The sequence below is a fragment of the Methylobacterium sp. B4 genome, assembly GCF_003201865.1.
In the GTDB taxonomy this organism is placed as follows: domain Bacteria; phylum Pseudomonadota; class Alphaproteobacteria; order Rhizobiales; family Beijerinckiaceae; genus Methylobacterium.
Window position 1 is genome coordinate 149494 of sequence record NZ_QJJJ01000003.1, and the last position, 14485, is coordinate 163978.

A 14485-nucleotide genomic window follows, 5' to 3' on the forward strand; every position below is an offset into this window, starting at 1 on the left:
AAAGGGCGTTCGGCGCATTCGCCTGCGTCAGGCCGTCGGCGCAGCCTCGGCGAAGGGCCAGCGGGCGCGGGCCGGCACGGTGAGATCGTCCACGAGGCCGAGGCGCAGGCGCTCCAGCCCCGCCCAGGCGATCATCGCCCCGTTGTCGCCGCACAGCGGCAGCGGCGGCGCCACGAAGCTCAAGCCCACCTCGCCGGCTTGCGAGGCCAGCGCCCGCCGGATCGCGCCGTTGGCCGCAACACCGCCCGCCGCCACCAGCGCCGTCGGATGACCGGCGATGGCCGAGAAGGCGCGCAGGCCCACGCGCACCCGGTCCACCACCACGTCCACCACCGCCGCCTGGAAGCTGGCGCAGAGATCGGCCACGTCCTGCGAGGCCAAGGGTTCCAGCCGCTCGGCCTCGATGCGCAGGGCGGTCTTCAGGCCCGACAGGGAGAAGTTCGCCTCCCGGCGCCCCAGCATCGGGCGGGGCAGCGCGAAGCGCTCCGGGTCGCCCTTCTGCGCCTGCCGCTCCACCTCGGGACCGCCGGGATAGCCGAGGCCCAGGAGCTTGGCGACCTTATCGAAGGCCTCGCCGATGGCGTCGTCGATGGTCGTTCCGAGCCGGACGTAGTCGCCGACGCCCTTGACCGCGACGAGCTGGGTGTGGCCGCCCGAGGCCAGCAGCAGCAGGTAGGGGAAGGCGAGCCCGTCCGTCAGGCGCGGGGTCAGCGCATGGGCTTCCAAGTGGTTGACCGCGAGCAGGGGCTTGCGTGCCACGAGGGAGAGGGTCTTGGCGGTGACGAGGCCGATCAGCACGCCGCCGATCAGGCCCGGACCGGCCGCGACCGCGATCCCGTCGATCGCGGGGAGCGTCGTCCCCGCCCGCTGAAGAGCCCGGGCGATCAGCCGGTCGAGCACCTCGACATGGGCGCGGGCGGCGATCTCGGGCACGACGCCGCCATAAGCCGCGTGCTCGGCGATCTGGCTCAGCACCTCGTTGGCGAGGATCTTCCCGCGCTCACCGTCGTCGAGCGTCACCACGGCGGCGGCGGTCTCGTCGCAGGTCGTCTCGATGCCGAGAATCTTCATGGGCGTCACGCGGGGGTCCAGGCACCGTTGCGCACCGGGGGCCGGCGCGCCTACTCCATCGGGTGCGGGGCGCATGCGCGCCGCGCCCGCATCATCTACGACGAAAACCGGGGACGAAACAGGGAAGGCCGCCGCGGGCCCGCACCTGTGGACGGGGCTGAGGGCGGAGCGGGGAATGGGGGCAGGCTGATGCGCATCTGGGTGTCGCGGCCCGAACCAGGGGCGCAGCGCACGGCCGAACGGCTCGCTGCGCTCGGCCATCGCGGGCTCGTGGCCCCGGTGCTGCGCATCGCGCCCACGGACGCGCCGCCGCCCGCCGGCCCGTTCGACGGCCTGATTCTCACGAGCGCCAACGCCGCCGGCCCGCTGGCCGCGGCCGGGCTCACCGGTCTTCCGGTCTTCGCCGTCGGCGCGCGCACCGCGGAGAAGGCCCGGGCCGCGGGCCTCGCCAGCGTGCAGTGCGCGGACGGGGACGCCGCCGCCCTGGCCCGCCTCGTCGCACACCATTTGAGACCGGGATGCACCCTGCTCCACGCCGCCGGAGAGGACCGCAAGGCCGAGCCCGCGGCGAGCCTGGAGGGGGCGGGCTACCGCGTCACCGCCTGGAACGCCTACGCCGCCCAGGCGCTCGACGCGCTTCCCGAGCCGGCGGCGCGGGCACTCGGCGGGACGGATGGCGGCCCGCCACTCTCGGGAGCCCTGCACTATTCCCGCCGCAGCGCCGAAACCGCCGCCGTCTTGAGCGCGGCAGCCGGTTTGAGCGGAGCGTTTCGCGCGCTGGCGCATTACTGCCTGTCCGCCGACGTGGCCGCGGGACTGGTCGAGTTCGGCTTCGCGGCCCATTTTGTGGCGGCGCGACCGACCGAGGAGGCTCTCCTCGCCGGTCTCGGGGCGCCGATCTGAGCGACCGCTCCCTCAGGGGATCGGGCCGCGCGGGCGTGCGAAGTGTTGAAAGCCGGAATCGCGGGTCGGTTCCGACGGATGACGGCACCGGTCGGCTCTTCTATGGGAAGTGTTGCGCCGGTGCGGCGGCTGAATGGAGCGAACGCCCGTGACTTCACCCAAGGACGGCACCAGGGATGGTGCCAAGCCTACGGAGCAGGCCAAGGGGCCGGCCAAGGATCAGGCCAGGGATCAGTCCAAGGACCTGAGCAGGGCGCAGTCCGGCACGTCCGATCCGAAGGCGAGCGCAACGCCGTCCGGCCCGTCGCCGTCCGCCTCCAAACCCGATGCGAGCAAGCCTGAGCCGGTTAAGTCCGAGCCGGTGAAACCCGGTCCGACCGGCAGCAGCGCCCTCCCCGGAGGAAACGCGCCCGGCACAGTCGGCCGGTCGCAGGACGCCACCCCGCAGGCCAGGACGGATTCGCCGGCAAAGCCGGGTCCGACCGGCAGCAGCGCCATTCCCTCCGGGTCCGGTCCGACCTCCGGGCCCGGCAAGCCGCTCTCAGGCCCCTCCTCCGCATCCTCCGCTCCCGTCTCGGGCAGTGCACCTTTGCCGGGCAGCGCCCCCTTGAAGCCGGCCGCGACCGGCAGCAGTGCCATCCCGCCGGGCACCGCGGGGAGCAAGCCCGGCGATCCCAAGGCGAACGAGTTGAAGCCCGAGGCTCCCGCCAAGGCTGGCGCCATCGGCAGCAGCGCGCTGAAGTCCGAGCCCCCGGCTTCCGAGGCCGCCAAAACCGATCCCAAAACCGATACTAAGACCGACCCGAAGTCGGACGGGAAGCCCGAGGCCAAGCCGGGAGCGACGCCGGGCACGGCGTCTGGGACGACCCGGGTGACGGAAACCGCCTCGCTGACCGACGGCCCGATCCTCGACCTCAAGGCCAAGCGGCTGTCCGACGCCGGGGAGACGGCGAAGTCCGGCACGAATCCCGAAGCCGCGAAGGCCGCTCCGGGGGCGCCCGGCGCGACGACGGCAGCCCCGAAGGCGGCCGCACCGGCCCGCGGGGGCGCGGGCTTCGGCACCGTGGCCGCCTCGGGCCTGCTCGGCGGCCTCATCGGCGCCGGCCTGCTCTACGGCGTCACCACCTACCAGCGCGGAGCCGACCCGCGGCTGGCCGCCCTCGATCGGACCCTGGCGGGCCTCGCCACGAAGGATGCGCTCGGGGCGCTCGACAAGCGCCTCGCGGCCAACGAGCAGGCGCTGAAGGCGCTGCCCGAGTCCGTAGGAAGGGCCGAGGCCGCCGCCAAGGCGGCGACCGCCCGGGCCGACGAGGCCCTGCAGAAGGCGGGCGCGGCCCCCGCCACCCCGGCCGCCGACGGTTCGGCCCCCGTGGCCGCGGCGGCGCCCGCCGATCTCGTCGCCCGCCTCGATGCCCTCGACCAGCGCGTCTCGGCGCTTCAGGAGGAGCCGGGCCGCGACGGCAACGCCGAGGTGAAGACGGTGCCCGGCGCCGATCCGGCGGCGCTCGCCGCCCTCGACGAGCGGATCAAGGCGCTCGAAGCGAACGGAGCGAAGGAGGCGGCACCGGATCTCTCGGGCAAGCTCGCCGCGCTCCAGGGCGAGGTCGAATCCCGCAGCAAGGCAGATCAGGAGGCCGAGGCCGCCTTGGCCAAGCGCCTCGACGAGGTGCAGAAGACGCTGGAGGGACGCGTCACCGCAGCAAGCCAGGCGGTGCAGGAGGCGACCCAGGCCAGCAAGCAGGCGGCGGAAGCCGCCCAGGGCCGGGCGGACGAGGCCGTGCGCGGCGTCGAGCGCCGGCTGCAGGAGCAGGCCGACCGGATCGCCAGCCTCGACAAGGCGCTCGATCAGAGCGCCAAACAGGCCACGGTGCAATCCACCCTGCGCATCGTCTCCGCCGACCGGATCGTCAGCGCCCTGGAGGCCGGCCAGCCCTATCCGGAGGCGCTCGCCAGCCTGCGCACCCTCGAAGCGCCCGATTCCAAGCGCCTCGACGCGCTCACCCCCTTCGCCGACAAGGGCGCTCCGACCGCCGCGCGCTTCGCGGCGGAGTTCCGCGGCATCGCCGACAAGATCGCCGAGGCCAAGCGCGCGGCCCAGGCCAAGCAGGTGGCCGAGTCCGGCAGCGTCGGCGATCGGCTGATGAACATGGCAAGCTCACTGGTGCAGGTGAAACGGGCCGACGCCCCCGCCGCGAGCGGCGGGACGGCGCAGGAGGGCACCGGCTCGACGGCGCAGGTGCAGGCGGCGCTCGACCGCGGCGACATCGCCGAGGCGGCCAAGGCCTACGCGGCGCTGCCGCAGGAGGCACAGGCCCAGGGCGGGGATTTCGGCGCGCGGCTCACGGCGCGGGCCGAGGCCGGCCGCGCCGCGCAGGCCCTGCTGGCGGATGCCTTCACCGGCTTGCCCCCCGCGCGCTGACGGGCGTTCCGGCATGCCCTCGACCCTCAGGCCGCGCCCGGCTCGGCCTTCCCTCATCCCACTCTGCCCGGGCCGCGAGCGCCCGCTCCCCGTGCTTCCAAGGAGGCCCTGACCCATGTGGCGCGCCCTCGTCTTCCTGGCCCTCCTCGCCGTTGCGGCCTACGCCGCGGTGTGGATCGCCGACCATCCGGGCTCCGTGACCGTCGTCTGGAACGGCTACGAGATCGGCATGAGCCTCGCCATCGCGCTCACGGGCGTGCTGGTGGCCGCGATCGTCATCGGCCTGATCTGGGCGATCGTGACCGGCGTGATCGGCCTGCCGGCCAGCATCAGCCGCTCCACCCGCGAGCGGCGCCGCAACAAGGGTCTCGCCTCGCTCTCGCGGGGCATGATCGCGGTCGGCTCCGGCGATCCGCTCGCCGCCCGCCGCCACGCGGGCGATGCCGAGCGCCTGCTCGGCAGCCAGCCGCTGACGCTGCTCCTCAAGGCCCAGGCCGCCCAGATTTCGGGCGACCGCGACGCGGCCGAGCAGGCCTTCAAGCGCATGGCCGACGATCCCGAGACGCGGGTGTTGGGCCTACGCGGCCTGTTCGTGGAGGCCCGCCGCCGCGAGGACGAGGGTGCCGCCCGCGCCTACGCCACGGAGGCCGCCCGGCTCGCACCCAGCGTCACCTGGGCCAACGAGGCGGTGCTGGAGGCCCAGTGCGCCGACGGGGAGTGGTCGGCGGCGCAGGAGACGGTGGAGCGGCGTGCAGCGCTCGGCCTGATGGACAAGAACGCGGCCCGCCGCCAGCGCGCGGTGCTGCTGACCGCCGCCGCACAGAGCCGCGAGGCCGGCGAGCCGGAGACGGCGACCGAGCAGGCGCTCAAGGCCATCAAGCTGGCCCCCGAACTGGTGCCGGCCGCGGTCATCGCCGGCCGCCTGCTCGCCCGCCGCAACGACCTGCGCAAGGCCGCCAAGATCATCGAGGCCGCCTGGAAATCGACGCCGCATCCGGAGCTGGCCAAAGTCTATCTCAACCTGCGCAGCGGTGATTCCGCCCGCGACCGGATGGTCCGCGCCGAGACGCTGGCCAAGATCTCGTCCTGGGACCCCGAATCGCGCCTCGTCATCGCCCAAGCCGCGAGCGAGGCCAAGGAGTTCGGCCGCGCCCGCGAGGCGCTGGCGCCGCTGCTCGACGACCGTCCCACGGCCCGCGTCTGCCGCATGATGGCGCGGATCGAGACCGCCGAGCACGGCCCTGACAGCGGACGCGCCCGCGAATGGCTCTCCCGCGCCGCCCGCGCCCCGCGCGATCCGGCCTGGGTCGCCGACGGCGTGATTTCGGAGCGGTGGGCGCCCGTCTCCCCGGTCAGCGGCCGCCTCGATGCCTTCGTCTGGAAGACCCCGCCGGAGATCCTGGCGGGACCGGACGAGGACGAGGTCCCCGCCCCGGCCACGCCGGAGCCGGCGGTTCCGGCTCGGATCGAGTCCATGCCCGCCCCGGTGACCAGCGACAGCCCTGCTCCGTCGACGCCGGGCTTCCTCGAAACCGGCGCCGGCACGCCCGCCGTCGCGCCGACGCCGGCGCCCGCCAACGCCCCGACCGCTCCCGCGCCGACGAACACCGAGCGGTCCCGCCGCATCGCCTGACGCCGCCGCGCCGCCCGGCCCCACCGGGCGGCGCTGCAGGCCGTGCAAACTTCGGCAAACTGCGCCTTGCCAGAAGCCGAAGCCCCGGCTACAGACCCGCCACCTGCCGCACGCGACCACGTCCCGCGCCCCAAGCGCCCGCGTCGTCCCCGGCCGGTCCCGGAGGGGTGGCCGAGTGGTTGAAGGCGCACGCCTGGAAAGTGTGTATACCGGAAACGGTATCGCGGGTTCGAATCCCGCTCCCTCCGCCAGGCATCTATAAACCGCTGAAAATGAACGGTTTTTGGCTTTCGCTCCCAACACACGTGCTGACACTGTGTCACCGTGGCATTTGGGAGCGAAGTCAACGGTGCGCCGTGCCGAGTATCTGCAATATCGCCGTGGTCGCTGATACGTCCGCCTGCGGGTTCCAGCCATCTCGTCGCCACGTTCGGCCAGCAGCATCTCGTCAGAGCCCTAGACACAGCGAGCGAAGCGGTAGCTCGCGAGCGCCGCTGGATCGCGCTCTCACTGCTATGGGTGTGCATCGGCTCGCAGAACCCATGGGAAGGCCAAGGCAGTTTCGTCAGCGCCGTTGAAGCGGAAGCTGACGACGTTCGGCACGGTACGGCTTTCGGCTGGATCTCGAAGAGACGACGGGCTCGCCGCGCCGATCGACACCAGCAGCGGAGCAGACTGCTTCGACAAGCCGGCGGATGGCGTCGCCGCACGCGGTGTGCGCCTGCTCACCGCGTGCGGGTCGGCAAGTGCCCTAGCCATCGGTGTGCGTGGCTGTCGCCACCGTCTTGAGAAGGCATGCCCCTTGAGGGATCGGGAACGCCCGCGCTCCGGCTTCAGCCGGCGTCGTTTCGGGACCATGCTCGTCGGCGGTTTCGCGGCCGGGGTGGCGTCACGCGCGATCCAGCCGGCGGAAGCGGCCTCCGAGGATGTCCGCATCGCCGACCTGGATTGGGTCGATGCCCGGCGCGACCGCCGGGTGCCGGCGCGCCTGTACTGGCCCTCCCAAGGGGTCATAGCGGCATCGGCGAGGCCTCTGCCCTTGATCGTCTTCTCGCATGGCCTCGGCCAGTCGCGGCTGGGGTACAGTTATCTCGGGCGCCACTGGGCGGGCAGCGGTTACGCCAGCCTGCACGTGCAGCACGTCGGCAGCGACGGCAGCGTGTGGGCCGGCAATCCGTTCGAGATTCTCGACCGCGTGAACGTGGCGGCGGATGAGCGCGAGGCCATCGCTCGGGCCGCCGACGTGAGCTTTGCCCTCGACCGCATCCTCGACAGGAGCAGCGCCTTCGCCGCGTTCATCGACCCGGCGCGGGTCATCGCCGCCGGGCATTCCTACGGCGCCAACACGACCTTGCTCCTCGGCGGCGCGCGCGTCGTTCGCGAAGGGCGGACGCTCGACCGTAGGGATCCGCGCTTCAAGGCCGGCATCGTCATCTCGGCGCCGCCCTTCTACGGCGAGCGCGATCTGCAGGCCGTACTGGCGGCCGTCGCCATGCCGACCTTCCACGTGACCGCAACGGAGGACCTGATCGCGCTGCCGGGTCGTCGGTCGCCGGTGCAGGATCGTCTCGACGTCTACGAGGCGGTCGGGACCTCGCGGAAAGCGTTGGCAGTCTTCCAGGGCGGGTCGCACAGCATCTTTACCGATCGGGCGCTGACGGGCGGGGCGAGGCTCAACCCGCAGGTGAAGCAGGCGACCGCGGAAGGCGCTCTGGCCTTCCTCGACTTGGTCTTCCGGGGCGACGCCTCACCCTTGGCGTCGTGGAGCGAGACGTGGCGACCGATCCTCGCCGTGGCGCCAATACCTTACCGAGCCACCGAACCGTCCAGGCATTCAACCCGCCGATCTCGGCCCCGCTCGTAGCAGCCGCGCCAACCTTCGCTCCGCCCGGACGGTCCATGTTCCACCTGATCTTCGGTCTGCCCTGCCTCTACGTCATCGTCCGGGTGCTGTGGCCTCTGCCTTGGCCGTTCGCCTTGAAGGCCTGCGTCGCGATCCTCCTGCTCGTCGCGTCCCAGTACCACCTGTGGAGCCGCCTCTCGTCGGGCTCGGTGTTCTCGCCCGAATTTCCGCGCGTGCTGGTCATCCTGTTCAACTGGGCGTTCGGCGCCATTTTCTTGCTGGCGGCCATGCAGGTGGCGCTCGATGTCGTCGCGTTGGCCAGCAAACTCATGCCGGGCGGAGGCTGGTCGATACCCGCGGCGGGGCGCTACGCCGAGGCCGGTCTGGCCATGCTTCTATCGGCGGTCGCGGTGGTGCAGGCGGTGCGGGTGCCCCCGCTGAAGGATGTCACCGTCGAGATCGAGAACCTCCCGCCCGCCTTCGAAGGTTACACGCTCCTCCAACTGACCGACCTGCATCTCAGCCGCCTGTTCCCGGCGCGCTGGGCGCGCGAGGTCGTGGCGCGATCCAACGCCCTCGGCGTCGATCTCATCGTGATCACCGGCGACCTGATCGACGGATCCCTCGCGGCCCGTCGGGCCGACGTCGAACCCTTGCGCGACCTGCGGGCCCGCGACGGGGTCTGGCTGATCCCCGGCAACCACGAGTATTTCTTCGCGTACGCGGCCTGGATGCGCCACTATGCCGAGTTGGGGCTGGCCGTGCTCGCCAACCGGCACACGGTCCTGAAACGCGGTGACGACGCGCTCGTCCTGGCCGGTGTGACCGACCTTTCGGCCGCGCATGCGGGGCAGCCGGCCCACGACCTCGATGCGGCGTTGGCCGGTGCTCCCGCCCGTGCCCCCATCCTCCTCCTCGACCATCAGCCGAGGGATGCGGCCAAGGCGGCCGCGAAGGGCGTGGCCCTGCAGCTCTCCGGTCATACGCATGGAGGGATGGTCGTGGGTCTCGACCGGCTGGTCGCACGGGCGAATGGCGGCTTCGTCTCGGGCGCCTACGCGGTCGGCGGCATGACGCTCTACGTCAACAACGGCACGGCGCTGTGGCCGGGCTTCGCCCTTCGACTGGGCCCGCCCTCCGAGCTGACGCGCATCACGCTGCGAGCTGGAGTTCGACCTCTCGCGCCTTGATCGCGGCGCTCTGCTCGACTTTGGCCCATCAGATATCGCGCATCGGACGGAACGGCGCCGCCGCCCGCAACTCGCGCGAGATGTAATGCGCGAGGTGCTCCGCGGCGTCCGAGATTCCGGTCGGGCGACGCACCAGCACGAGGTCGATGTTCGGCAGCTTCGGCATGCCGTCCTCCTCGCCGAGCCGCCGCATGCCGCTCGACATCGCGCAATGCGGAAACACCGAGACGGCAAGCCGCGCGAAGACTGCGGCTTGCAGACCCGCGATCGTGTCGCTCACCGAGCGGATCGTCCAACGGCGCCCGGCCGTGCCGAGCGCTTCGAGCGCGCGTTGGCGATAGATGCTGCCGGCAGGCAGCACGGCCAGCGGGATCGGGTCGTCGGTCTCCGGCCGACCGCCGCGCCCCGCGACCCAGGAAAGCGGTTCCGTGCGCACCGCTTCGCCGCGATGCAGATCCGGTTGCTCCGTCAGGATCGCGATATCCAGTTTGTCGCGCATCAGTTCGGCGTGCAGATACACGCTTCGGCGGCAGTGCAGCTGGATCTCGATCTCAGGATAGGCACGCGAGAAGCGGCCGAGCACCTCGGGCAGCAGGTATGCGGCGTAGAGGTCGGGCGTCCCGAGCGTCACCCGCCCGGCGACGCCGGGGAGAGCGAAGCGGGCCTTCGCCTCCTCGGACAGGCGCAGCATGGCGCGGGCATATTCGAGCAGGATCTCGCCGTCCGCCGTCAGCATGATTCGGCGCCGATCGGGGCCGAACACCGGACGGCCAAGATGCGCTTCGAGGCGGCCGATCTGATGGGTGACCGCGGATTGCGTGCGTCCGACCGCGCGGCCCGCCGAGGTCACCCCGCCGGTATCTACGATTGCGACGAAGGTCCGCAGAAGCGCGAGGTCGAGATCGCTCATGTCGATCAATTTATTTCATGCGTGGAATGCACACTATGAACTTTATTGCCGGTCCTGTCGTCGTTAATCTGCCCTCCGGTGACGCGGCGACGGATCGAGACAAACCGACAGAGACCTGCGCAACGGGAGAAGCGCCATGGGTTGGACGAGACGGGACGCTCTCGGCTGCGGCGCCGCCGCGGTCGCGCTAACGGCGGCGGGCAGGGCCTTCGCGCAGACCTATCCGAGCCGCCCGATCGAGCTCGTCGTTCCGTGGGGTCCGGGCGGCGGCGCCGACCAACTCGCACGCAAGATCGCGCAGCTCGCCGAGCCCATGCTCGGCCAGGGGCTCCCGGTGGTGAACGTACCCGGCGGCACGGGCGCGACCGGAATGGCCAAGCTGCTCGCCAACCCCGCCGATGGCCAGACGGCGGCGATCTACATCGCCGACTCGCACGCGCTGCTCGCCGGGACGGGCGCGCGCTGGAAGATCGAGGACATCGTTCCGGCCGCGGTGCTGATCCAGGCCCCGTCTTTCCTCTTCGTCGGACAGGACAGCCGGTTCAAGAACTGGGCCGAGTTCGCGCAGGAGGCCCAGTCGAAGCCGGGCACGCTCAAGGTCGCGACCCTGGGCTTCGGCAGCGTCGACGACTTCACCCTGAAATTCCTGGGCGCCAAGGGCGTCAAGGTCAATCCGGTGCCCTTCGCCAAGCCGGGCGAGCGTTACGTCTCGATCCTCGGTGGTCACGCGGATGCGCTCTATGAGCAGGCCGGGGACGTCGGGACCTTCCTCTCGGGCCGGCAGATGCGGCCTCTCCTCGTGTTCGGGCGACAACGATTCCCGGCTTTTCCCGACACACCGTGCTCGACGGAGGTCGGCTTCGACATCGCGCTTCCGCAGTTCCGCTCGCTCGTCGTCCGTGCTGGAACCCCGCAGGAACGCGTCGAGCGGCTGTCCGACACGCTCGCCAAGGTCGCCGGAAGCGACGAGTACAAGGCGTTCCTCAAGGAGCAGTTCGCGGACGAGAACAGCTTCCTCTCGGCCGCGCAGGCGGGCGATTTCGTCCGCAAGCAGCTCGACGACATGAAGGCCGCCATCAAGCAGGCGTCCTGAGATGGCGGGCGAGAGCGCCGGGCGCGTGAACGGGTTCGGCGCGCGAATCGTGCCCGCGATCCCCTATTTCCTGTTGCTCGCCTTTACGATCTGGCTCTGGGGCATAGCCGGTCGCATCGACTATCAGGAGCGACCGGGCACGCTCGGGCCGGATTTCTGGCCGCGGGTCGCGATCGGCCTGATGGGATTGCTCTGCCTCATCCGGATCGCCACCGTCCTGGCGACCGGCGGGGCGGCCGCCCGCGGCATCGGAGCGGCGATCACGGGCGACGACGAGGAGGAGGACGAGACCGGCCCGCGCCGCCCGATCCTGCTCGGGCTCGGAATCGCGCTCACCCTCGCCTACGGCCTCGTTCTGAACACGGTCGGCTTCCCGCTCGCGACCGCCCTGTTCCTGATCGGGTTCATGTATCTCGGCGGGTCGCGCCACCATCTCGCGATCTGGGTCTCGAGCCTGGTCGGCGTCGCACTCGTCACGGTGCTCCTGACGAAGGTCGTCTACGTGTCGCTGCCGAGGGGAGCGCCACCCTTCGACCGCGTCATCGATCTCATCTCCGGCTTCTGAGCGGACGGGAGGCGGATCATGTGGGACATCCTCACCCAACTCGGCGCAGGCTTCCTCGCCTGTCTCCACCCCGTCACGCTGCTGATGCTCGTCGCCGGCATCGTGGTCGGACTTCTGGTCGGCGTGCTGCCGGGGCTGACGCTCGTCATGGGCGTCGTCCTGTTCCTGCCCTTCACCTACAAGATGGAGGTGACCAACGCGATCGTGCTGCTCAGCGCGATGTACGTGTCGGGCACCTACGGCGGCGCCTTTACGTCGATCCTGTTCCGGATCCCGGGCGAACCGATCCACGTGCCGCTGCTGTGGGACGGGTACGCGATGGCGCGAAAGGGAGAGCCGGCCCGCGCGCTCGGCTGGACGCTGGTCGCGGCCTTCGGCGGCGGTATGCTCTCGGCGGTCGCCATGGTGCTGCTGACGAAGCCCGTGGCGAGCTTCGCGCTGCAATTCTCATCTCCGGAATACTTCGCGATTCTGCTGTTCGGCCTGATGAGCGTGATCGCGCTCGGCAAGGGGTCGCTCGCGAATGCCCTGATCAGCCTTTGTCTCGGCCTGCTCATCGCCTCGGTCGGGACGGACGCGACCTACGGGGCCTACCGCTTCACCTTCGACCAGCCGATCCTGGCGGACGGCATCGAATTCCTCGTCGTCATGGTCGGAGCCTACGGCGTCGGCGAGGTGCTCTCGCGGCTCGAATACGGCTTCACGAGCAAACCGCTCGACAAGGTCGCGAACACGAGCACGCAGTTGCCGTCCCTCGGAGAGATGTACCGCCTCAAGGGCATGTTCCTGCGCTCGACGCTGCTGGGACACGTCATCGGCATCATCCCGGGTGCCGGCGCGACCATCGCCTCGTTCGTCTGCTACGGGGTCGAATCCCAGTTCGGCCGCCGCCGCAGGGAGATGGGATCGGGCGTACCGGAGGGGATCGTCGCGCCGCAGAGCGCCGCGACGGCCTCCGTCGGCGGCGGATTGATCCCGTTGCTCGCCCTCGGAATTCCGGGCAGCGGGGCGACCGCCGTCATTCTCGGCGCCTTCATGCTGCACGGCATCCAGCCGGGACCGCAAATCATGGTGTCGTCGTCGGCCATGGTTTACACCATCTTTGCCTCGATCTTCATCGGCATCGCCGTGATGTGCGTGCTCGGATACTTCGCGATCCGACCGCTCGTGGCGATCCTAGACTTTCCGGAGGCAATCGTATCGGCCTTCGTGATGCTGTTCTGCTTCGTCGGCGCACTCGCCATCCGCAGCAACACGGTCGATCTCTGGCTCATGCTTGGGTTCGGCGTGCTCGGATACCTGTTCGAGCGCCTCAAGTTCCCGATCGCCCCGCTGGTGCTCGGCGTCATCCTTGGGCCGCTCGCCGAAGAATCGTTCATGAACGCGATGATCAGCTTCTCGAACGACTGGACCGTGTTCTTCACGAGACCGATCTCCGGGACGATCATGGCGCTCGCTCTGCTGACCATGGCGCTTCCCCTCGTCGGCATGCTGCGCCAGCGCCGCGCCGAGGCTTCGGGAGCGCTGAAGCCGGCGGCCCACTGAGGACGCGCATCCCAAACCGTTTTTCGTTCAAGATCGACCGGCCCGGAAAAGGAGTGGTTCTATGACAACGGATCTGTCCGCCCTGCATCGGCGCCATTTTCTGGCCGGCGGCACCGCCGCCGCGTTCGGGTTTGCCGGCCCGGCTTCCGCCCAGGCCCCGGCCGAGGGAGGCGCCTCGTCGGCGGCCAAGGCGTTGCCCGGCTACGTCGCCTGGAAGGACGCGAACGCCTTCGTCGTCCACTCCAATCAGACGCTCGAGACCAAGCGCGACAGGATCGGCAGCGGGATCGTAACACCGACCGAGCGCCTCTTCATCCGCAACAACGTCAATCCTCCCTCGGACGCCATCGTCGCCGACCGCGATGCGTGGCGCATCGAGATCGCGGGCGTGACGCAGCCTCGAACACTGACGCTGGGTGAGTTGAAGCGAATGGGTCTCACGAGCGTGGCGACCGTGCTGCAATGCTCGGGCAACGGCCGGAAGTACATGCAGGACGCCCTCCAGCCGGGTCAGAAGATTTCCGGCACACCCTGGACGGTCGGCGCCGCGGGCTGCGTGATCTGGACCGGCGTGCCGCTCCGGGCCGTCGTCGACGCATTGGGCGGCCCGGTCCAGGGATCGAAATTCGTCACCGGCACGGGTGGCGAGGAATTGCCCGCGGGCCTCAAGCCCAAGGACGTGATGGTCGAGCGCTCGGTGCCGCTCTCCACCCTCGATACGGTGCTGCTCGCCTGGGAGTTGAACGGGGAGCCGATCCCGCTCGCCCATGGCGGCCCGCTTCGCATGATCGTCCCGGGCTACTCGGGGGTGAACAACATCAAGTACGTGAAGTCCGTCGCGCTGACCGAGCGGGAGACGGACGCCAAGATCCAGGCCACGAGCTACCGGATGCACGGGGTCGGCGAGAAGGGCGCCCCCGGTCAGCCCTCGATCTGGGAACAGCCGGTGCGCTCGTGGATCACCGCGCCCCTGGAGGCAGGCCCCGGCGGATCGACGGTCGTCACGGGCGTGGCCTTCGGCGGCATGAACGCGATCGCGCGCGTCGAGGTGACCGCCGATGGCGGGAAGACCTGGGTCGAGGCGCCGCTCGTCGGTCCGGACCTCGGCCGCTACGCGTGGCGGCTCTTCGCCTTGCGGATGGACCTGCCCGCCGGGCGCCATCTCCTGGCCAGCCGGGCGACCGACGCGCTGGGCACCGTCCAGCCCGAGGACACGCCGCCGAACGGCGGCGGCTACAGCTACAACGGATGGCGCGGACCGGCCGTCCCGTTCGAGGCGGCTTGATGTCGAGCGGCAACGACGAACCTCTCCG

12 protein-coding genes and 1 tRNA gene are annotated in these 14485 nt (G+C 70.7%); 10 read left to right on the forward strand and 3 right to left on the reverse strand.

Annotated features, from left to right (window positions below; all coding sequences use genetic code 11):
* Positions 1-27: 27 nt before the first annotated feature.
* Complete coding sequence (gene tsaD, locus BY998_RS06320; protein WP_110350776.1) at positions 28-1071, reverse strand: tRNA (adenosine(37)-N6)-threonylcarbamoyltransferase complex transferase subunit TsaD; 1044 nt, start codon at positions 1069-1071, stop codon at positions 28-30.
* A gap of 189 nt (positions 1072-1260) precedes the next feature.
* On the opposite strand from tsaD, the gene BY998_RS06325 reads away from it, so the two are divergent.
* Complete coding sequence (locus BY998_RS06325; protein WP_110350777.1) at positions 1261-1974, forward strand: uroporphyrinogen-III synthase; 714 nt, start codon at positions 1261-1263, stop codon at positions 1972-1974.
* Between the two features lie 231 nt (positions 1975-2205).
* Here BY998_RS06325 and BY998_RS24690 read toward each other — a convergent pair whose 3' ends face one another.
* Positions 2206-2613: a hypothetical protein gene (locus tag BY998_RS24690; RefSeq protein WP_245421496.1), complete on the reverse strand. Its 408-nt coding sequence runs from the start codon at positions 2611-2613 to the stop codon at positions 2206-2208.
* On the opposite strand from BY998_RS24690, the gene BY998_RS06330 reads away from it, so the two are divergent.
* From BY998_RS06330 to BY998_RS06350, 5 genes are all read left to right on the forward strand, one after another.
* Positions 2582-4393 (forward strand): hypothetical protein, encoded by a 1812-nt coding sequence (locus BY998_RS06330; protein ID WP_245421497.1) that lies wholly within the window; start codon positions 2582-2584, stop codon positions 4391-4393. The two genes, BY998_RS24690 and BY998_RS06330, sit on opposite strands and share 32 nt — an antisense overlap.
* Positions 4394-4508: 115 nt before the next feature.
* Positions 4509-6026, forward strand: a complete 1518-nt coding sequence (locus BY998_RS06335) for a heme biosynthesis HemY N-terminal domain-containing protein (protein WP_110350779.1) — start codon at positions 4509-4511, stop codon at positions 6024-6026.
* A gap of 161 nt (positions 6027-6187) precedes the next feature.
* Positions 6188-6277: transfer RNA gene (locus BY998_RS06340), tRNA-Ser, on the forward strand.
* Positions 6278-6828: 551 nt separating this feature from the next.
* Complete coding sequence (locus tag BY998_RS06345; protein ID WP_110350780.1) at positions 6829-7890, forward strand: acetylhydrolase; 1062 nt, start codon at positions 6829-6831, stop codon at positions 7888-7890.
* A 35-nt stretch (positions 7891-7925) separates the two neighbouring features.
* The gene (locus BY998_RS06350; RefSeq protein ID WP_110350781.1) at positions 7926-9059 is read left to right on the forward strand and encodes a metallophosphoesterase; all 1134 of its coding nucleotides are present in this window, start codon (positions 7926-7928) and stop codon (positions 9057-9059) included.
* 28 nt (positions 9060-9087) lie between these two features.
* Here the strand turns inward: BY998_RS06350 and BY998_RS06355 are convergent, their stop codons facing one another.
* On the reverse strand, positions 9088-9969 hold the full coding sequence (locus BY998_RS06355) for a LysR substrate-binding domain-containing protein (protein WP_110350962.1): 882 nt from the start codon (positions 9967-9969) through the stop codon (positions 9088-9090).
* A 136-nt stretch (positions 9970-10105) separates the two neighbouring features.
* On the opposite strand from BY998_RS06355, the gene BY998_RS06360 reads away from it, so the two are divergent.
* The 4 genes from BY998_RS06360 to BY998_RS06375 all read left to right on the forward strand — a co-directional run bounded on the left by BY998_RS06360 (position 10106) and on the right by BY998_RS06375 (position 14457).
* Entirely contained in the window at positions 10106-11062 is a 957-nt protein-coding gene (locus BY998_RS06360; protein WP_110350782.1) for a tripartite tricarboxylate transporter substrate binding protein, read from the forward strand.
* A gap of 1 nt (position 11063) precedes the next feature.
* Positions 11064-11627, forward strand: coding sequence for a tripartite tricarboxylate transporter TctB family protein (locus BY998_RS06365; protein WP_110350783.1), 564 nt, complete (start codon positions 11064-11066; stop codon positions 11625-11627).
* Positions 11628-11645: 18 nt separating this feature from the next.
* On the forward strand, positions 11646-13172 hold the full coding sequence (locus BY998_RS06370) for a tripartite tricarboxylate transporter permease (protein ID WP_110350784.1): 1527 nt from the start codon (positions 11646-11648) through the stop codon (positions 13170-13172).
* A 61-nt stretch (positions 13173-13233) separates the two neighbouring features.
* A complete protein-coding gene (locus BY998_RS06375) occupies positions 13234-14457 on the forward strand; it encodes a sulfite oxidase (protein WP_110350785.1) in 1224 nt (407 codons plus the stop codon).
* Positions 14458-14485: the final 28 nt, after the last annotated feature.

What these genes read in the sequence shown, in the direction of transcription:
- tsaD (WP_110350776.1), bottom strand. Translation starts at nt 1,071, where the DNA reads ATGAAGATTCTCGGCATCGAGACGACCTGCGACGAGACCGCCGCCGCC.
- BY998_RS06325 (WP_110350777.1), top strand. Translation starts at nt 1,261, where the DNA reads ATGCGCATCTGGGTGTCGCGGCCCGAACCAGGGGCGCAGCGCACGGCC.
- BY998_RS24690 (WP_245421496.1), bottom strand. Translation starts at nt 2,613, where the DNA reads ATGGCACTGCTGCCGGTCGCGGCCGGCTTCAAGGGGGCGCTGCCCGGC.
- BY998_RS06335 (WP_110350779.1), top strand. Translation starts at nt 4,509, where the DNA reads ATGTGGCGCGCCCTCGTCTTCCTGGCCCTCCTCGCCGTTGCGGCCTAC.
- BY998_RS06350 (WP_110350781.1), top strand. Translation starts at nt 7,926, where the DNA reads ATGTTCCACCTGATCTTCGGTCTGCCCTGCCTCTACGTCATCGTCCGG.
- BY998_RS06355 (WP_110350962.1), bottom strand. Translation starts at nt 9,969, where the DNA reads ATGAGCGATCTCGACCTCGCGCTTCTGCGGACCTTCGTCGCAATCGTA.
- BY998_RS06360 (WP_110350782.1), top strand. Translation starts at nt 10,106, where the DNA reads ATGGGTTGGACGAGACGGGACGCTCTCGGCTGCGGCGCCGCCGCGGTC.
- BY998_RS06365 (WP_110350783.1), top strand. Translation starts at nt 11,064, where the DNA reads ATGGCGGGCGAGAGCGCCGGGCGCGTGAACGGGTTCGGCGCGCGAATC.
- BY998_RS06370 (WP_110350784.1), top strand. Translation starts at nt 11,646, where the DNA reads ATGTGGGACATCCTCACCCAACTCGGCGCAGGCTTCCTCGCCTGTCTC.
- BY998_RS06375 (WP_110350785.1), top strand. Translation starts at nt 13,234, where the DNA reads ATGACAACGGATCTGTCCGCCCTGCATCGGCGCCATTTTCTGGCCGGC.